This is a genomic window from Leptolyngbya sp. CALU 1928, from assembly GCF_056784215.1.
Map to the genome: position 1 here is coordinate 1 of NZ_JBXBCE010000020.1, position 14,986 is coordinate 14,986.

General features: G+C 50.1%; 14 protein-coding genes. 8 read left to right on the plus strand and 6 right to left on the minus strand.

What is annotated here, in order from left to right:
* Positions 1–261 (plus strand): transposase family protein (locus AC1S5B_RS27040; RefSeq protein ID WP_482038755.1); only part of this gene is annotated, 261 nt, incomplete at its 5' end.
* A 43-nt stretch (positions 262–304) separates the two neighbouring features.
* On the opposite strand, the gene AC1S5B_RS27045 is transcribed toward AC1S5B_RS27040, so the two are convergent.
* The 3 genes from AC1S5B_RS27045 to AC1S5B_RS27055 form a co-directional block, all read right to left on the minus strand.
* Positions 305–1,090 carry an HNH endonuclease family protein gene (locus AC1S5B_RS27045; protein WP_482038756.1) on the minus strand — a complete coding sequence of 262 codons (786 nt, stop codon included), beginning with the start codon at positions 1,088–1,090 and terminating at the stop codon, positions 305–307.
* A gap of 12 nt (positions 1,091–1,102) precedes the next feature.
* Complete coding sequence (locus AC1S5B_RS27050) at positions 1,103–2,482, minus strand: AAA family ATPase (protein WP_482038757.1); 1,380 nt, start codon at positions 2,480–2,482, stop codon at positions 1,103–1,105.
* Between the two features lie 102 nt (positions 2,483–2,584).
* Positions 2,585–5,347: a CHAT domain-containing tetratricopeptide repeat protein gene (locus AC1S5B_RS27055; RefSeq protein WP_482038758.1), complete on the minus strand. Its 2,763-nt coding sequence runs from the start codon at positions 5,345–5,347 to the stop codon at positions 2,585–2,587.
* A gap of 139 nt (positions 5,348–5,486) precedes the next feature.
* Here AC1S5B_RS27055 and AC1S5B_RS27060 point away from each other — a divergent pair, with 139 nt between their 5' ends.
* Positions 5,487–6,386: a filamentous hemagglutinin N-terminal domain-containing protein gene (locus tag AC1S5B_RS27060; RefSeq protein ID WP_482038759.1), complete on the plus strand. Its 900-nt coding sequence runs from the start codon at positions 5,487–5,489 to the stop codon at positions 6,384–6,386.
* Entirely contained in the window at positions 6,301–9,501 is a 3,201-nt protein-coding gene (locus AC1S5B_RS27065) for a beta strand repeat-containing protein (protein ID WP_482038760.1), read from the plus strand. Before AC1S5B_RS27060 ends, AC1S5B_RS27065 begins: the two co-directional genes overlap by 86 nt.
* A gap of 59 nt (positions 9,502–9,560) precedes the next feature.
* On the opposite strand, the gene AC1S5B_RS27070 is transcribed toward AC1S5B_RS27065, so the two are convergent.
* Positions 9,561–9,758, minus strand: a complete 198-nt coding sequence (locus tag AC1S5B_RS27070; protein WP_482038761.1) for a hypothetical protein — start codon at positions 9,756–9,758, stop codon at positions 9,561–9,563.
* 2 nt (positions 9,759–9,760) lie between these two features.
* On the opposite strand from AC1S5B_RS27070, the gene AC1S5B_RS27075 reads away from it, so the two are divergent.
* A complete protein-coding gene (locus AC1S5B_RS27075; protein ID WP_482038762.1) occupies positions 9,761–9,862 on the plus strand; it encodes a DUF433 domain-containing protein in 102 nt (33 codons plus the stop codon).
* On the opposite strand, the gene AC1S5B_RS27080 is transcribed toward AC1S5B_RS27075, so the two are convergent.
* Together AC1S5B_RS27080 and AC1S5B_RS27085 are read right to left on the minus strand one after the other, a co-directional pair.
* The gene (locus tag AC1S5B_RS27080) at positions 9,859–10,239 is read right to left on the minus strand and encodes an IS1 family transposase (protein WP_482038763.1); all 381 of its coding nucleotides are present in this window, start codon (positions 10,237–10,239) and stop codon (positions 9,859–9,861) included. The genes AC1S5B_RS27075 and AC1S5B_RS27080 overlap by 4 nt on opposite strands.
* 168 nt (positions 10,240–10,407) lie before the next feature.
* Positions 10,408–10,659, minus strand: coding sequence for an IS1/IS1595 family N-terminal zinc-binding domain-containing protein (locus AC1S5B_RS27085; protein ID WP_482038764.1), 252 nt, complete (start codon positions 10,657–10,659; stop codon positions 10,408–10,410).
* Between the two features lie 219 nt (positions 10,660–10,878).
* Here AC1S5B_RS27085 and AC1S5B_RS27090 point away from each other — a divergent pair, with 219 nt between their 5' ends.
* The 4 genes from AC1S5B_RS27090 to AC1S5B_RS27105 all read left to right on the plus strand — a co-directional run bounded on the left by AC1S5B_RS27090 (position 10,879) and on the right by AC1S5B_RS27105 (position 14,828).
* Positions 10,879–11,808 (plus strand): FTR1 family iron permease, encoded by a 930-nt coding sequence (locus tag AC1S5B_RS27090; RefSeq protein ID WP_482038765.1) that lies wholly within the window; start codon positions 10,879–10,881, stop codon positions 11,806–11,808.
* Positions 11,809–12,034: 226 nt separating this feature from the next.
* A complete protein-coding gene (locus AC1S5B_RS27095) occupies positions 12,035–12,274 on the plus strand; it encodes a DUF7219 family protein (protein WP_482038766.1) in 240 nt (79 codons plus the stop codon).
* Between the two features lie 521 nt (positions 12,275–12,795).
* Positions 12,796–13,578 (plus strand): ABC transporter ATP-binding protein, encoded by a 783-nt coding sequence (locus AC1S5B_RS27100; protein WP_482038767.1) that lies wholly within the window; start codon positions 12,796–12,798, stop codon positions 13,576–13,578.
* Positions 13,579–13,598: 20 nt separating this feature from the next.
* A complete protein-coding gene (locus AC1S5B_RS27105; protein WP_482038768.1) occupies positions 13,599–14,828 on the plus strand; it encodes an MlaD family protein in 1,230 nt (409 codons plus the stop codon).
* The last annotated feature ends 158 nt before the right edge of the window (positions 14,829–14,986 follow it).

Consider the following 14,986-nt stretch of genomic DNA (forward strand, 5'->3'; position numbering starts at 1 on the left):
CAAGGCTATCAAGGTATCCAAAAGCTCCATTCCAACAGTCGCTTGCCTATCAAGAAACCCAAGGGGGGATCTCTCAGTGCAGCCGAAAAAGCGATGAACCGCGAATTGGCGGGGGAGCGGATTGGGATTGAACACGTCAATCGCCGCTTCAAGATCTTTAGAATCCTGGCTGAACGTTACCGCAATCGCTGTCGTCGTTATGGACTGCGCTGCAATTTAATTGCTGCCTTGTACAACTATGAATTATCTCTGGAGGCTTAATCAGCTTAATTTGAAAGAGGTCTATTGTGAAAGTATCAATCATCTATCCAATGATGAACTGAAAGTTTGTTTGAAGCGCCCAACGAGAAGCAGCAGAAAATTCAGCGTTTTCTTTAGTTGCTTTTTCTAATAAATCTGCTGCTTTCTCGGCTTCCTTTTGAAGATCTTTATCCATTGGTTTTTGAGAAGACAGTTGAACAATTTGCCAAAGACTTTCCAGAAGTTGTAATCGTTGAAGTCTTGCTTCGGGAAGCGATCGCTGATTCAGTTTCAAAGAATCAATCGTCACTGCTCCCCTCAACTTTCCTTCAATGGCATAGGCGATTTCACCCCGGAAACCAATGAATTCTTCAGGATTATCTTTGCCTGGGTCAATAAACAAAGGCTGTTCAGCATCAATACTTTGACGATGGTTGCTGGCGCGGTCAGTAATATTTTTTAGTGGAAAGAGATTTTGCTTGTGTCTCTGGTTGCAGCCCGGACAGGCAAGATAGAGATTATCCCACTCGTAGGTAAGCCAGTAATAGCCTGGTCGCTGCAAAGGTTCACCTGTTGCTTGTTTATAAGCTTGCTTAGGACGAAAGTGTTCCACATCTCCATCAGTCCCAATTAATCGTTCACAGAAACAGCATTTTCCATGTTGGGCTTTGATCAATGCTTGTTTAACACTTGTATGGGCGTAAATGTTGCTATCGAAAGAGAATGTTCTTTCACCGGATTGGTAAACCGTTGGGTTGCGAGAATAGCTGCTGCAATGCGATCGCCGTTTCTTTTTTCCATCCTGAGCAAGTTTTTCGGGCGTTAATGCTGGTTTTTGAATGCGGATCACGAGCTACCCCATTCAAGAGTTTTCTAATAATTGAGCCGCACGACGAATGATATCCATCGCTTTGATATCGTCAGGAGTTTCTGCGGTCGGAAGAGTGCCAATTTGGATTTCTAGCTCTTGAAGTTCTGCTTCGTCTGCTTTGGAAAGACTCGCTTTAGACAAAATTTCTTGTCTGCGAGTCAGCAATGGTTCCAAATTAGCAGGTCTGGCGGTAGGCAGTTCAAAAACACTGGTCAGCACTTGATCAACTCGCCAGTTCTCAACAATTTCAGGATCATTATCAATTACTACGCGATCGCCGTCTCGCCTTAACAACACAATATTGGCATCCTTTGCTGCTTGCACTACGAGCGGACTGTGAGCCGTCACGATAAACTGGGTGTTGGGAAATCGCTCCGTTAAAAAGCTCATGATATTACGCTGCCATTTGGGATGGAGATGCAGATCAATTTCATCCACCAAGACGATCGCAGGTTCAGCCAGGGGATCTTTGCTGTCAGGATAGCGCCGGAATAATCGCACTGCTAGATCGACCATCCAGGCGATTGAGGTTCGATAGCCCAAGCCCAGACTAGACAAACGTACCCATCCATAAGGAGTTAAAAATTCCGCTTTTGGGTAAGAATTTTCTTCAGTTGTAATGCGGAGATCTTCAATATCAGGTAAGATTCGTTTCAAAATTTCTGTAACTTGATTTAATTGAAGTGCCAAACGATTACGCATTTGCTTCGATACTGATCGAGCAGCATAATCAGTTTGCAATAACCATTCTTCGGCATTAATGAGTGAAACCCTATCTGAAAACAAACTCGCTGAATTTTCAGAGCCAAGACCTTCGCTTAGAAAAGTCCCTCCCATCCTTCGCGACGCTCCATACCCATAACATACCAGTCCTTCTAAAGCTTTATTAGATACCGAGTACTGTGATCCTACAAGTACTTGAATATCCTCAAAAGCATATCGGTCTGAATACTCGTTCGTATAATTGCTACGCAACTCTTTTAAGGAAGAAAGTGTAGCAATGCAAGAAAACTTAGCATCAATTCTGGCATTCTCATCTGTCAACGTATTTAGCTCTGCCCAGGAAATACTTGGGATACGGGGGATTACCAAGTTTGGAACAACTACTTTCACTCCTTCGGAATCTTCAAAGGTTTCGGTTTCTAAGGCAGCAAGACACCGTAGCAAGGTTGTTTTACCAACTCCGTTATCGCCTAAAAGCACTGTCCATTGGGCTGGATTGCCATTGCCATCTGAGAGATCAAGAACTTGCCGATCTTTGAAGCAGAGAACTCGTTCTACTTCCAATGACAAAAAGTAGACAGGCGGTGCGTTGTCAGGGGATGTCGCAGGTTTGCGTCTGCTTCTAGCTCGTTTCGGCTCGTTTGTCATGGTGTTAGGCAGAACCGTATGCGCCAATCATACTGTTTGGCACTGGTTGCATCAACAAAAGGCTTTTCTGCGGTGGCTGATTTGGATGTCAGAAAGGGCGGATCAATCGCTTTCGCCGATCAGGGTGAAGGCTGCCCAATCACGGGGACTGGGGTATTGCTGGAGGGTTTTGAGCATTGCTTGTCGCATCGCTTGGGCTTTACCCGGTTTAATTGCCAAGGTTTGGTAAAACGCGGTCATCAAGGCGGCGGTGGAATCATCGGGCACTGCCCACAGGGAAACAATGACGCTGGGTGCCCCGGCAGAGATTAGCGATCGCGACAAGCCAATCACCCCATCGCCCGTAATGCGTCCACGCCCCGTATCACAGGCGCTCAACACCACCAGTTCCGCTTGATTTAGCGACAAGCCCAAAATTTCACTGGCGGTCAGCAAGCCATCGGTGGTGGAGGTGGGGGCTAACGCCAGCGCTCCGGGGATGCCCACTCCTTCCACATCATCCAACAAGCCATGGGTGGCAAAGTGAATCCGCCGCGCATTGGGCAATCGTTGGGTGACGGTGGCTTCGGTTGCCTGATTGCCCACGAATGCCGTGGTTTTGAGCAGAGCGGCGATCTCCCGTGCTTCTTGTTCGGCAAACGGCAGGGCACTCAACGGTTCTGGGGGTTGACCGACACGGGGCATAGTGGGGTTGCCAATGATCAAATCAGTACCGGGATTATTGCCGGGGGCGATCGCCGATTTGGGTAAAGTGGAGCGTTGAGCTTGGAGGGTGTGAGTTAAGCCCAATACCTGAATGGCTGGAGCCGTTCGCAGGGTGTGTTGCTCAATCAGATAGGTGAGATCGGCAGCTTGCAACGCGGCAAAGGGCACCAACAACAGCGTTCCTTGGGGAATGAACACCACCTGCTGATTTGGGTCAGAGGGGAGTAGATTGGAGATCGGTTCAATCAGCCATTGGTGCAGCGATCGTAGGTTTCGACTGAGGCGGCGCGGGGACGGGGCAGCAGTGGGTGGGGTAGCAGTGGGTGGGGCAGAGGCTTGAGCGGTTTTATCGGCTACCAGCGCGGATCGGGTAGCAGCAATCGCGCGACTGAGGGAGTCGTCTATTGATCGCCCCCGTCCAATGGCGGTGGCAACCCGTGTTTGCTCAGCGGTTTCGGTAATGGAGAGGGCTTGACTGGGCACGGTCACATGGCGAAAGTGGATCGCGCCCGTGGGTTGGATCACCCAAATTGCCAGTTCAGCCTTGCCCAAGATGGCATATTCCACCAGGGTGGCGTTTTGCTGCTGGGCGATTTTTTGGATGTCGGCGATCGCCAAGGGTGCCGTTTGCAGCCGAGTTGCCGCCTGCACCGATAGCCGACGGGCAACTAAGTCCACAAAGGCGCGTGCCCGTCCCCGTTCCGAAATTTCCAGGGCTTGCCGATCGCGGTTCAGCCGAATCAAAACCTGTTGCAAGGTGCGGTAGGTGGCGGCTTGGGTTTCAAACAACGAGACTTGATCGCTATCTGCCAAGCCCGGTCGCAGCGAGTCCCAAATGGCGATCGCCGCCAGCAGGGTCTTTGCCGATTCTTCCAGTTGCCCAATGTCAAACAGTGCCATGCCCAAATTGGACAGCGCTCGTCCTTCGTTGGGGCGATCGCCCACCTGTCGCACCACTGCCAGGGCTTCTCGATACCGGGCAATGGCTTGGGGCTTTTGTTGTTGCTGATCGAGGACGATCGCCAATGATCCAAGGGCGATGCCTTCGCCAGCACGATCGCCTACCTGCCGGGAAATATCTAAACTTTGCTGGTAATAGGTTGTCGCAGTTACCAAATTTCCCAGTGCTTGATAAGCATTCCCCAACTTGTGCAGCAGTTGTCCCTGAGCCGCGCGATCGCCCAACTGCTGCATCAGGGTCAAGGCTTGCCGGAGATATCCCAAAGCTTGCTGTGGCGACTCCGATTCATAGGAAACCGTACCCAAATTGCCCAGGATATAGGCTTCCACGCGACGATCGCCCAGCGATCGCGCCAAGGTCAAACTTTGGGTCAAATACTCCTTCGCACGGGTTCGGTTGCCAAGCTGAAGATAGAGCGTTCCCAACCGTTGCAAAATCCCCGCTTTGCCCACCGGATTGTTGCTTTGCTGCATCAAGGGCAACGCTTGCTGGTAGTCGGCAAGGGCAGCGGGATAGTTGCCCTGATCCGTATAGGTATTGCCCAGATTGCCTAAAATATTGGCTTCTCCAGCCACGCTGCCCAAGCTGCGCGCTAGGGGTAAACTTTGCTGAAATAGGGCGATCGCCTCTTCATAGTTACCCGATACCCGGTTGATAATTCCCAACTGATTCAGGATCGTAAACTCGCCTTCTCGGTCAGCCAGAGTTTTGGCGATGGGCAACGCCGCGTTGAGATGGGCGATCGCCTGCGGATATTGACCCAAATTTTTGTAGAGATAGCCCAAATTGGTCAGCGCAAAACTTTCGCCCGTGGCATCCTGAATCTGACGCGCCACTGCCAAACTTTGCTGAAACAACGCCAATGCCTCAGCGTTTTTGCCCTGCGCCTCTTGGATTGCTGCCAAATTGCCCAACACGCGTCCTTCCTGGCGGCGATCGCCCACCTGACGATACCGCTCCACTGCCTGCTGCCACGAAGCTTCCGCTGCTTGCCATTGCCGCTGTTGAAACTGCCGTAATCCCTGCTTAAACAGCGTCTCCGCTGCCCCATCGGGTGCATCCCCAGACTGCTGCGCTAAGTGGATGGGCGATCGCGGCAACGTCCCTAACGCACCACCCGGCACCATCACCAACATTCCAGCCGCGATCGCCCCACATTGGAAACCCCACAAAAATCGCTTGAAAGTGCAACGATTCACAGCAAATCTACAGATACAACCGATCCAGATACAACCCTTTTGAATCATAGCGTTGCCCATGAAGATGTGATGAATTTCAGCAAGCTCTTTTACTCTGCTGATAGAATTGCCGCAGAGGTTAATCAGGGAATTTACTGAGATGGGGCAGGTTAACTGGCAAAGTGGATGGGTGCTGGGTTTGGTTATCAGCAGTCTGGTAACCCCGATCGCCAGTGTTGCTCAAAGCAATATTGTGCCCGACTCCACACTCGGCGCAGAATCTTCGACAGTGATCCAGAACTTTGGCGGACAACCCGTAGACGCGATCGCGGGTGGGGTACAACGCGGCGCAAACCTGTTCCATAGTTTTCGGGAATTCAATGTCAGTCCGGGACGCGGAGCCTACTTCCTCAGCCCCAACGCCAACCTCCAAAACATCTTGGCACGGGTCACAGGCACTAATCCCTCTGAAATTTTGGGCACCTTGGGCACCTTGGGCGCATCTCAACCCAACCTGTTTTTGATCAATCCCAACGGCATCATCTTTGGCTCAGAGGCGCGACTGGATGTGCGCGGCTCCTTTGTGGCGACGACTGCCAGTCACCTCGCTTTTCCCGATGGCAGCCAGTTCAGCGCCACGAACCCCCAAGCTCCGCCGTTGCTCACGGTTAATATCACGCCCGGATTGCAATATGGACGCGGACAGGCTCCCATTACTCAGGCAGGAAATTTGACTGTCGGCAATGGGCAAAGCCTAACGTTGATCGGCAGCACCGTCACCAATACGGGCGGATTGACGGCACCGGGCGGACGAGTGGAAGTGTTGGGCGATCGCGTTGCCCTGCTTGATCAAGCCGCGATCGATGTTTCGGCTCCCGGCGGCGGTGGCACGGTGTTGATCGGCGGCGACTTTCAAGGGCAGGGGATTGTGCCCACTGCCAGCCGCGTCTTCGTTGCACCCGGTGTCACCATCTATGCCGATGCGATCCCCCCTTCCCCCCTTATCAAGGGGGGAAGGGGGGATCGGCAATGGCGGCAAGGTGATCATCTGGTCGGATGAGGCAACCCGCTTTTATGGCAAGGTGAGCGCAAAAGCAGGCGAAAATTCCGGCAATGGGGGCTTTGTCGAAGTCTCTGGAAAGCAATTTCTGGATTACAACGGACAGGTGGATACCCTCGCACCCAATGGCTTGACAGGCACCTTACTGCTTGACCCGACGAATATCACCGTCGTTGCCGGGGTAAATACTCCCGCTCAACTTGCTGCCAACGATCAGTTTGCTGATCCTGGCGTGAATAACACGATCAACAACGGCACGATTAACGCAGCGATCGCCAACGTCATCCTGCAAGCCACGAACGATATTACCTTCGCCGCACCGATTTTTATGCTCAATCCTGGAATCAGCTTAACGGCTGAAGCAGGCAACAACATTACGTTTCAACCAAGCTTTTTTGGTAATGACATCCAAACGAACGGAGGGAATGTCAACTTAAGATCTGGATCAGATATTATTTTAGATAATGCGGAAATTATTACAACCAGGCTATTTGGAGGCAACTCTGGCGATATAACTATTGCAACGGGGCGATTGATCCTGCAAAATGGTGGAGTTTTGTCGACAACTACTGCTGGGGGTGGAACTGGAAACGCTGGCAACATCACCATCCAAGCCAACGAGGTTGATATATCAACTGCAGTAGGAGCATTGAATGATAGTAGAATCAGCGCTAATTCATTTGGAAGTGGGAATGCCGGGAGAATTGTCATTAACACTAGGCGTTTAGCGGTCACTGGCTCACAAATTCAAGCAGCTTCAACTAGATCGGGTGACGCAGGTGAAATTATTGTTCAAGCCAACCAAATTGAAGTGGATGGGCAGGGAAGTGTATCGCGTATCTCCGGCTTATTTACCCTTCCTGAATTGGTAAGTACTGGCAAGGCTGGAACAATTACCCTGAATACCCAACAATTAAGTGTGCAAGGCGGTGCCGAGATCAACGCTGGAACAATTTCTTCGAGCGACGCAGGCACCTTAACTATCCGAGCCTCTGACATTGATGTCGCAGGAAGTGGTCTTTTCCCTAGCACATTGTCAGTGGCTGCTTATGCACAGTTTGGAGCAACGGGTGATGCTGGCACGATGCAGATTGTCAGCGATCGCCTGACGGTTAGAGATGGGGCGGTTATCGATGGGAATGCTTTCTTTGGACAAGCAGGCAACTTGAACATTCAGGCAACTACGGTGAATCTCGATAGAGGCGAGATTGCTGCCGAAGGTCAGAAAGGCGGAAACGTTACTTTAGACACTGCCCAATTACAAGTCAAAAATTCTAGTTTTATCTCTGTTGGCACACTATTGGGGGATGTGGGTGGCAGCTTGCGAATTCGCGCTAGGGATAGCATGACTGTCGAGAACAGCAGCGTTTCCACCTCCTCGATCGCTGGGGCGGCTGGCGACTTGCAGATCGAAACCCGTAATTTGACACTGCAAAATTTAGCCAGTGTTTCATCAGTCGTGCAGGGATTTGGAACTGCAGGCAATGTCACAGTCCGTGGGGCAGAAACAGTGTTGGTAGAGGGAAGTTCTTCCCTCGGCTCAAACGCCATTGGGTCTTCTGTTACCACTGGCAATCTCCTAGTGGAAACCGCAACTCTCACTGTGCAAAACGGGGGTGGAGTCAGCACTGTATTGTTTGGGCAGGGGCGCGGCGGCGATATTAACATTAATACTGACAATCTAATCGTTCAGAATTCGGGCTTCATTTCAACCAGCGTGGTTGGTCAAGGTCAAGGCGGCAACTTAGCGATCCAAGTGAGTGACTCTGTTCGTTTAGATAATCGCGGTGTTGTGTCCACTTCCACCTTTGGGGCGGGTGCAGGCGGCAGCCTCTCAGTTTCGGCTAGAAAACTGGATGTGCTGAACCAATCCTCAATCAACACCGTCAGCTTTGATCGGATTGATAGTCCAGCCAGGGCTGGAATTTTTGCGGATCTTCAACTGGGTGCGATTCAGTCTTCAGCTATTTTGGGGCTAGTTAACACCATTGCCTCAAGTGCTGCCGCTACGGGAATGCAGGGGAATGCAGGGGAATTGAGTGTTCAAGTTAGAGATTCGATCACCCTGGCAAATCGAAGCTCACTGGCGACTGTTGGAGCCGGGAAAACTAATGGAGCCAAGTTATCCGTGCGGACGGGTGACCTGAACTTGCTGGATGAGGGTGCCTTGCGATCAGACATTATTGGGCAGGGGCGCGGTGGCGATATTGATATCCAAGCGAACAATTTACGATCGCAAAATGGATTGATCTCTAGTCGAGGAACTGAGTTCGGCACTGCTGCCAACATCAATATTTCCCTCAACGATACTTTGAGCAGTAACGGGGGGCAAATCCTGGCGAGTTCGACGCGATCGGGCGGCGGCAATATCGATATCGCGGCGGCAGATATTCGTCTACGAGATAGCAGCTTGATCAGCACCAGTGTGTTTGACAGCACGGGCGGCGGCGGCAACATCAACATTCGCTCGAATATCTTTCTCGCCCTAGAAGACAGCGACATTTTGGCAAATGCTGAATTGGGCGCAGGCGGCAACATCTTGATCAATTCACCAGTGTTTTTGGCGGCATTGTTTAGCAGCAGCAGGGCAACCCCAGTCGGGCGCAATCCTGGTAGTTTTGCTCAATTTCGGGGCAACGGGCGGGTAGATATTTCGGCAGAGTCGCGATCGGGCACCAGTGGCACCGTCATCTATCCCACCTTTGATCCCAGTCGCGGATTGGTACAACTGCCTGGGGATCTGGTTGACCCCACTCAGCTAATTTCCCAAGCCTGTGTTCCCAAGGGAGTTCAACGGGCAAACTCTTTCACGGTGACCGGGCGGGGTGGGATTGCGCCCAGTCCAACTGATCCGTTGCAAAGTGACGAGGGATTTGTGAAGTGGGTGGAAGTGAGGGATGAGGACAGGCAAGGGCAAGGACAAGGGCAAGGACAAGGGCAAGGGGAGACAGGGAGAACGGGAGAGAAGACGGCAGACACTATTACATCCACACCCGCACCGATCACTGAAGCCCAAGGTTGGATCACCACAAAGGATGGATCTGTGTGGCTAGTGGCGATCGCCGCAACAGGGATGCCGCAACCGCCGGGTTTACTGCCATTAAACTGCCATTAAACTGTGATCAACTCTCAAATTGAGGGCGATCTCAAAATCATCCAAGATCATGGGAATCCCTACCACCCTTTTGAGTCATAGCGTTGCTCGATCCAACTGCGAATTTCATCCTCCGTGCCAAAACACACCGAGTCGCCCGTGGTCGGATCATAGCCATGCCAGCCCACCTGACCAAAGCGATCGCGCTTGCGGGGCGACCATCCACTAAAATGGGCGGTGTAACTCGACTGGCTAAACGGCAAGAGTAAATGAGGCACCTATGGACAACTTGCTCCAGCGCATCACCCACCATCCAGATATTTGCCACGGTAAACCCTGCATTCGAGGATGGTCGTGTTCTAGAGTTGTTGTTTTAGGTTAGACAGCTAAGCCAAACTCATATCGATTAAGGAACAATCCAATCACAACGTCATGCATCACAATAGACTTGGAAAAGCAAATGGTTTTGCGAGCCAATCTTTTAATGCGAGTGCGTAAGGTTAAAGGCTTACGCTCAATCTTCTGAGTATTGCGTTTACCCACCGTGTGAAGACTTGGATCGAGATGTCTTAATGCCTCCGTCAGGCTATGCCAATATAAGCTCCCCAACCATCTGTGTAAAAACGCTTTAAGCTGAATAAATGCCTCATCTTGATGCGATGCTAAGACATCAGCCAATACAGTGCCAATCTCATGGTCAATGGCATGCCACAGCCATCCTTGTTGCGCTTTAGACTCAACAAAACAACCCATCTTCATCGGCTTCTGCTTCTGTATCCTCCCACTGGCAGAGGTTGACGATACTTTGAGTAGGTTCTAGCTGGGCAAGTTTTGCTTCATTCACTGCTTGCTTCATTCACTGCTTGCTTCATTCACTGCTTGCTTCATTCACTGCTTTGATGAGATGATGCTCTTTTTTTTAACTCCTCAATCACGGTAGTCGGGCTTAATGTGAAGCACACGGGCAGTATCTCGAATACCGCTACCGTTCATCGCCATGTCACTGATTTGTTGCTTGACTTCAAGCAAATATCCTCGATACTCATACTGCAAAATAAAGGTGCGCCGAGGGCACTGGGTGTTTTGACACAAATAGCGCTGTTTGCCGTCTGAAGTGGTGCTGTGTTTGATCACTTTGACTCTGTCACATTGAGGGCAGTCAATCGGCTCTAAAACCATGCTTGAGTCTCCCCAATAGTGATTCCTTTACCAAAGTAATCTTTGTTATCGAAAACAACAAGTTTGAAACATTACCTGAAGTTGGACTTTAGAAAAGTATGCGCCTAAATCCTCTATGTGACACTTCAAAGGGCGGAATGTTTGATTTAAGAGGGTGATGCAGGCGCGTTTATTCCACAAAACTTACAATCAAGAATATGTTCTGTTTGAGTGCAATTGATGATTGATCTAACGCCTGCCCTACCGACTTTTGTGATTACGTTGCGAGAAGGCGTGGAAGCGGCGCTGGTGGTGGGCATTGTGCTGGCATATTTGGCGAAAGCTGGGCAAACTCGCCTGAAGGCTTGGGTCTATGGCGGCATTGGCGCAGGATTGCTTGCCAGTGCAGTCGTAGGATTTGTATTTATCAGGGGACTTAATGCGGCGGGTTCAGCGAATCAAGTCTATGCCCCTGCCCTTAAGCCGCTGCTGGAAGGTTTTTTTAGCGTGGTCGCGATCGCCATGCTGAGTTGGATGCTGATTTGGATGACCCAGCAATCTCGCCTACTCAAAAAACAAATTGAGGGAACTGTTAGCTCGGCTTTGACCGATCCCACTGCCGGATGGGGGATTTTTTGGCTAATCTTTTTTGCCGTGCTGCGAGAAGGATTTGAAACGGTTCTGTTTATCGCGGCGAAGTTTGAGCAGGGAGCGATGCCAATTTTGGGCGCGATCGCGGGAATCATTGTGGCTGTTGGCATTGGCATATTGCTGTTTCAGTTCGGCGTGAAAATCAATCTGCGGCTGTTTTTCCAGGCAATGGGTATTTTTCTCTTGTTCATCGTGGCGGGGTTGGTTGTCTCTGCTTTAGCACACATCGATCTAGGGCTAGCGCGATTAGCAGAGATTCAGCCCGGTGCCTCACTTTGCCTCAATTCTTCAGCACAAGGTTCCTGCATTTTAGGACCGCTGCTATGGGATACCAGCCGAGAGCTACCAGAACGCCAATTTCCGGGGATTTTGCTGCACACGCTATTGGGCTATGAAGATCAAATTTATTTAGTCCAGGCGATCGCCTACGGTTTGTTTTTAGCCAGCGTAGGTAGTATTTACCTGCAAAGTGTTTCAGGCTGGGGCAGGGGTGCTACCAAGCCTCAAACCTCCCCATGATTTCGCAAAGTCTCTCTCTAAAGAAAGTGTTGCCAATCGCGATCGCGTGAAGATAATGAAACTGACAAACCCAGATTAAACAAAGGTTAAGGAATTGCCCCAAAACATTAAGAAAAGCAGTTTTAGGTTAAGAAGAGATTAAAATACATGAATTCACACCTTAGAGATCAAACTCTATAGACTTATTTTCTGACCCCCGAACGGGGTATTTTAGGAGGCGTATCCAATGCAAGCTACCGAGTTTCTGTTTCCTCGCTCTCGATATCGAGGACAATTTACTCCAAAAAACCTGATGTTCAATGCAAACTTACAGGAATTTTCTCAAAAGGTGAGCTACATTTGCAGCCTTGAAACCAATGGCAAACTTCAGCCAGATGAGGCTTATCAAAAAATTGCAGCTTTATGGAGTAATCTCTCTAGCAGTAGAGAAAACCTTGGTATTGATGCGTCTCCTTCCGCAGAATAATTCAGCTAATAGGCTTCAAACCACCCTTCGGGAAGCGAGCTACATCCCCCTACCCCTGCTATGCAAGCCTTTTGGTCTACTCCCAAATTTGGGAGTAGGGGAGCCGATTTCTAAATCCCTCTTCCAGCTTGGGAGAGGGATTTAAGGTGAGGGCGAATGATGGGCGCAGGAGGTCTACTGTAGACTTGATGGGGCGAGTGGGAAGGTATCCCTCGTACTCGGCAAGTCAAAAACCGACACAATCTGATCGGTCAATAAAGGGGTGCTAGCATCCAGGGTGCAGGGTGACCGGGTGCAGAGTCCAAGATAAAGAATAGAGAGGCGCTGGGAGTGCAGCGTATAGACTGTTCGCCCTGCAAATGAAGTACAGTAGTGGCGGTCTCTATAAATTAGGGGGCGACTCTCACAAAATCCTGTGCCAAAACGTTGCAAACGGTTTATTCACCTGACAGATGATGCCTTTGACGGTTACATTCATAGGAGTCCAAATTTAAGTACTGCGTGGCTTGGTTCCTATCCCAATGTCTGAACCGTTAATTGAACTAAAAGGAATCTCCAAAGCGTTTGGAGAGCAAGTTGTATTAGACTCCGTTGATTTAACGATTCATCGAGGGGAAGCACTGGCAATTGTGGGTCCTTCTGGCACGGGCAAATCAACCATTCTCAGGATTATGGCGGGTCTGCTGGCACCGGATGAAGGAGAAATTTGGGTGCAGGGACACCGCCGCCAAGGGTTGATTGAAGATTCCGAAGATCCGATTGGCATTGGCATGGTATTTCAACAAGCTGCGCTGTTTGATTCGCTGACTGTGGATGAAAATGTCGGTTTTTTACTCTATGAACATTCCCACTTGTCTCATGCAGAAATTCGGAAACTCGTGAGCCATCGCTTAGAAATGGTTGGGCTGACTGGCATTGGCGATCGCTACCCGGCGCAGCTATCGGGGGGAATGCGTAAACGAGTCAGCTTTGCCCGTGCCATTATGTCAAATCCAGCCAATCCAAAGGATACGCCAGAAGTGCTGCTATACGATGAACCCACGGCAGGGCTAGATCCAATCGCTTCCACGGTGATTGAAGATTTGGTGCGTCAACTTCAACAGGCTCAAGAAACCTGTGGCACTTATGTAATGGTGACTCACCAAGACAGCACTATCCGGCGGACAGCCGATCGGGTGATCATGCTCTATCGCGGGAAAGTGCAGTGGGAAGGCAGCATTAATGACATTGACACCACGGACAATCCCTTAATCCGCCAATTTTTTAGCGGTAAGGTAGAAGGACCTATTCAAGTAGCAGGTTAATCATTGTGTGAGGGCAACGTATGCGATCGCGAACAGTGCGAGAAGGCTCAGTAGGCTTGCTAATTTTGGCAGGCATTGGATTATTTATTGGGATTGCTTTATGGCTTCAAGGAATCCAGCCTGGTAAACGTAGCTTCACAATTTTCATTGAATTTGCGAATGCCGTTGGGCTACAGACTGGGGCACCCGTGCGCTATCGCGGGGTGACGGTTGGCAAAATTATAGGGATTCGTGCCCAGCCTAACAAAGTCGAAGTTGAAGCAGAAATTTCTCCGGCAACCGTTTTGATTCCTAAACAAGTCATCGCTCAAGTGAATCAGTCGGGACTCATTAGCCAAACCGCGATCGAACTTACTCCCTTAACCCAACTCCCTCCCACAGTCAAAACAACTCCCTTAGCCAAGGACTGTAATCCAGGACCCATTCTATGCAATCAAGCGCGTCTATCCGGTGAACCCGGCTTTAGCATTGACGAATTAGGACGCGCAACAATTCGATTTGCCAATCTGTATACTGACCCCCAATTTTTTGCCAACGTTAACGGGGTCGTCAAAAACACTTCGATCGCCGCTGCTGAAATTGCGACCCTTAGCCGTGAGTTTACGATGCTCACAAAAGACGCTCGTTCAGAACTCAAAAATCTGTCTTCTTCCGCCCAAGCGATTACCCAAACCGCCAACCAACTAAGCGCAACTGCATCTCAGGTCAATAGCTTGCTGGCAACAAACCGAGCAACCCTGGTTTCTACCTTAGATAACATCAGTGCTACAAGCGGCGATCTACGGGTTTCTATCGGCAAACTGGGCACGGTGCTTGGCAAGGTTGAGCAGGGTGAATTTATCCAAAATCTAGAAACTCTCTCTGCAAATGCCGCCAAAGCTTCAACCAATTTAAGGGCTGCAAGTGATGCTCTAAACAGTCCGGCGAACCTGCTGGTGTTGCAACAAACGTTAGACTCCGCTAGGGCAACATTCCAAAATTCCCAGAAAATTACCGCTGATCTGGATGAGCTAACCGGCGATCCTAAGTTTCGCAGTAACTTAAAAAATCTGGTAAACGGATTGAGCGGCTTAGTCTCTTCCACTCAGCAGCTTCAACAACAAACCCAAACCGCCCAAATCCTCACCCCGATCGCGGCTTCTCTGACTCAGCCTGTCCCCGTTCCCCAGCCTGCTGATCCGGCTAATATCAACAGGCTGTCCAGTAAAAAACCAACCTTACAGCCCCCAGAAGCCATCAACCCAGAATAAAAAGCGCACTCACTCTAGCCATGATTTAGACTCTCAACTCCACAACCTTAGTTCATCCAATTTGCAAAACCTCTACATTCATTAGGGATGACGCGGTTTCTTTTCAGGAAGAGCCTGCGATACAAAGAGTTTCGATCTAATGCAGTAGGCTTTGGAGG

Excerpts from the sequence above, each read along its gene's own strand:
- AC1S5B_RS27050 (WP_482038757.1), bottom strand. The coding sequence starts at position 2,482 with ATGACAAACGAGCCGAAACGAGCTAGAAGCAGACGCAAACCTGCGACA.
- AC1S5B_RS27060 (WP_482038759.1), top strand. The coding sequence starts at position 5,487 with ATGGGGCAGGTTAACTGGCAAAGTGGATGGGTGCTGGGTTTGGTTATC.
- AC1S5B_RS27065 (WP_482038760.1), top strand. The coding sequence starts at position 6,301 with ATGCCGATGCGATCCCCCCTTCCCCCCTTATCAAGGGGGGAAGGGGGG.
- AC1S5B_RS27075 (WP_482038762.1), top strand. The coding sequence starts at position 9,761 with ATGGACAACTTGCTCCAGCGCATCACCCACCATCCAGATATTTGCCAC.
- AC1S5B_RS27080 (WP_482038763.1), bottom strand. The coding sequence starts at position 10,239 with ATGAAGATGGGTTGTTTTGTTGAGTCTAAAGCGCAACAAGGATGGCTG.
- AC1S5B_RS27085 (WP_482038764.1), bottom strand. The coding sequence starts at position 10,659 with ATGGTTTTAGAGCCGATTGACTGCCCTCAATGTGACAGAGTCAAAGTG.
- AC1S5B_RS27090 (WP_482038765.1), top strand. The coding sequence starts at position 10,879 with ATGATTGATCTAACGCCTGCCCTACCGACTTTTGTGATTACGTTGCGA.
- AC1S5B_RS27095 (WP_482038766.1), top strand. The coding sequence starts at position 12,035 with ATGCAAGCTACCGAGTTTCTGTTTCCTCGCTCTCGATATCGAGGACAA.
- AC1S5B_RS27100 (WP_482038767.1), top strand. The coding sequence starts at position 12,796 with ATGTCTGAACCGTTAATTGAACTAAAAGGAATCTCCAAAGCGTTTGGA.
- AC1S5B_RS27105 (WP_482038768.1), top strand. The coding sequence starts at position 13,599 with ATGCGATCGCGAACAGTGCGAGAAGGCTCAGTAGGCTTGCTAATTTTG.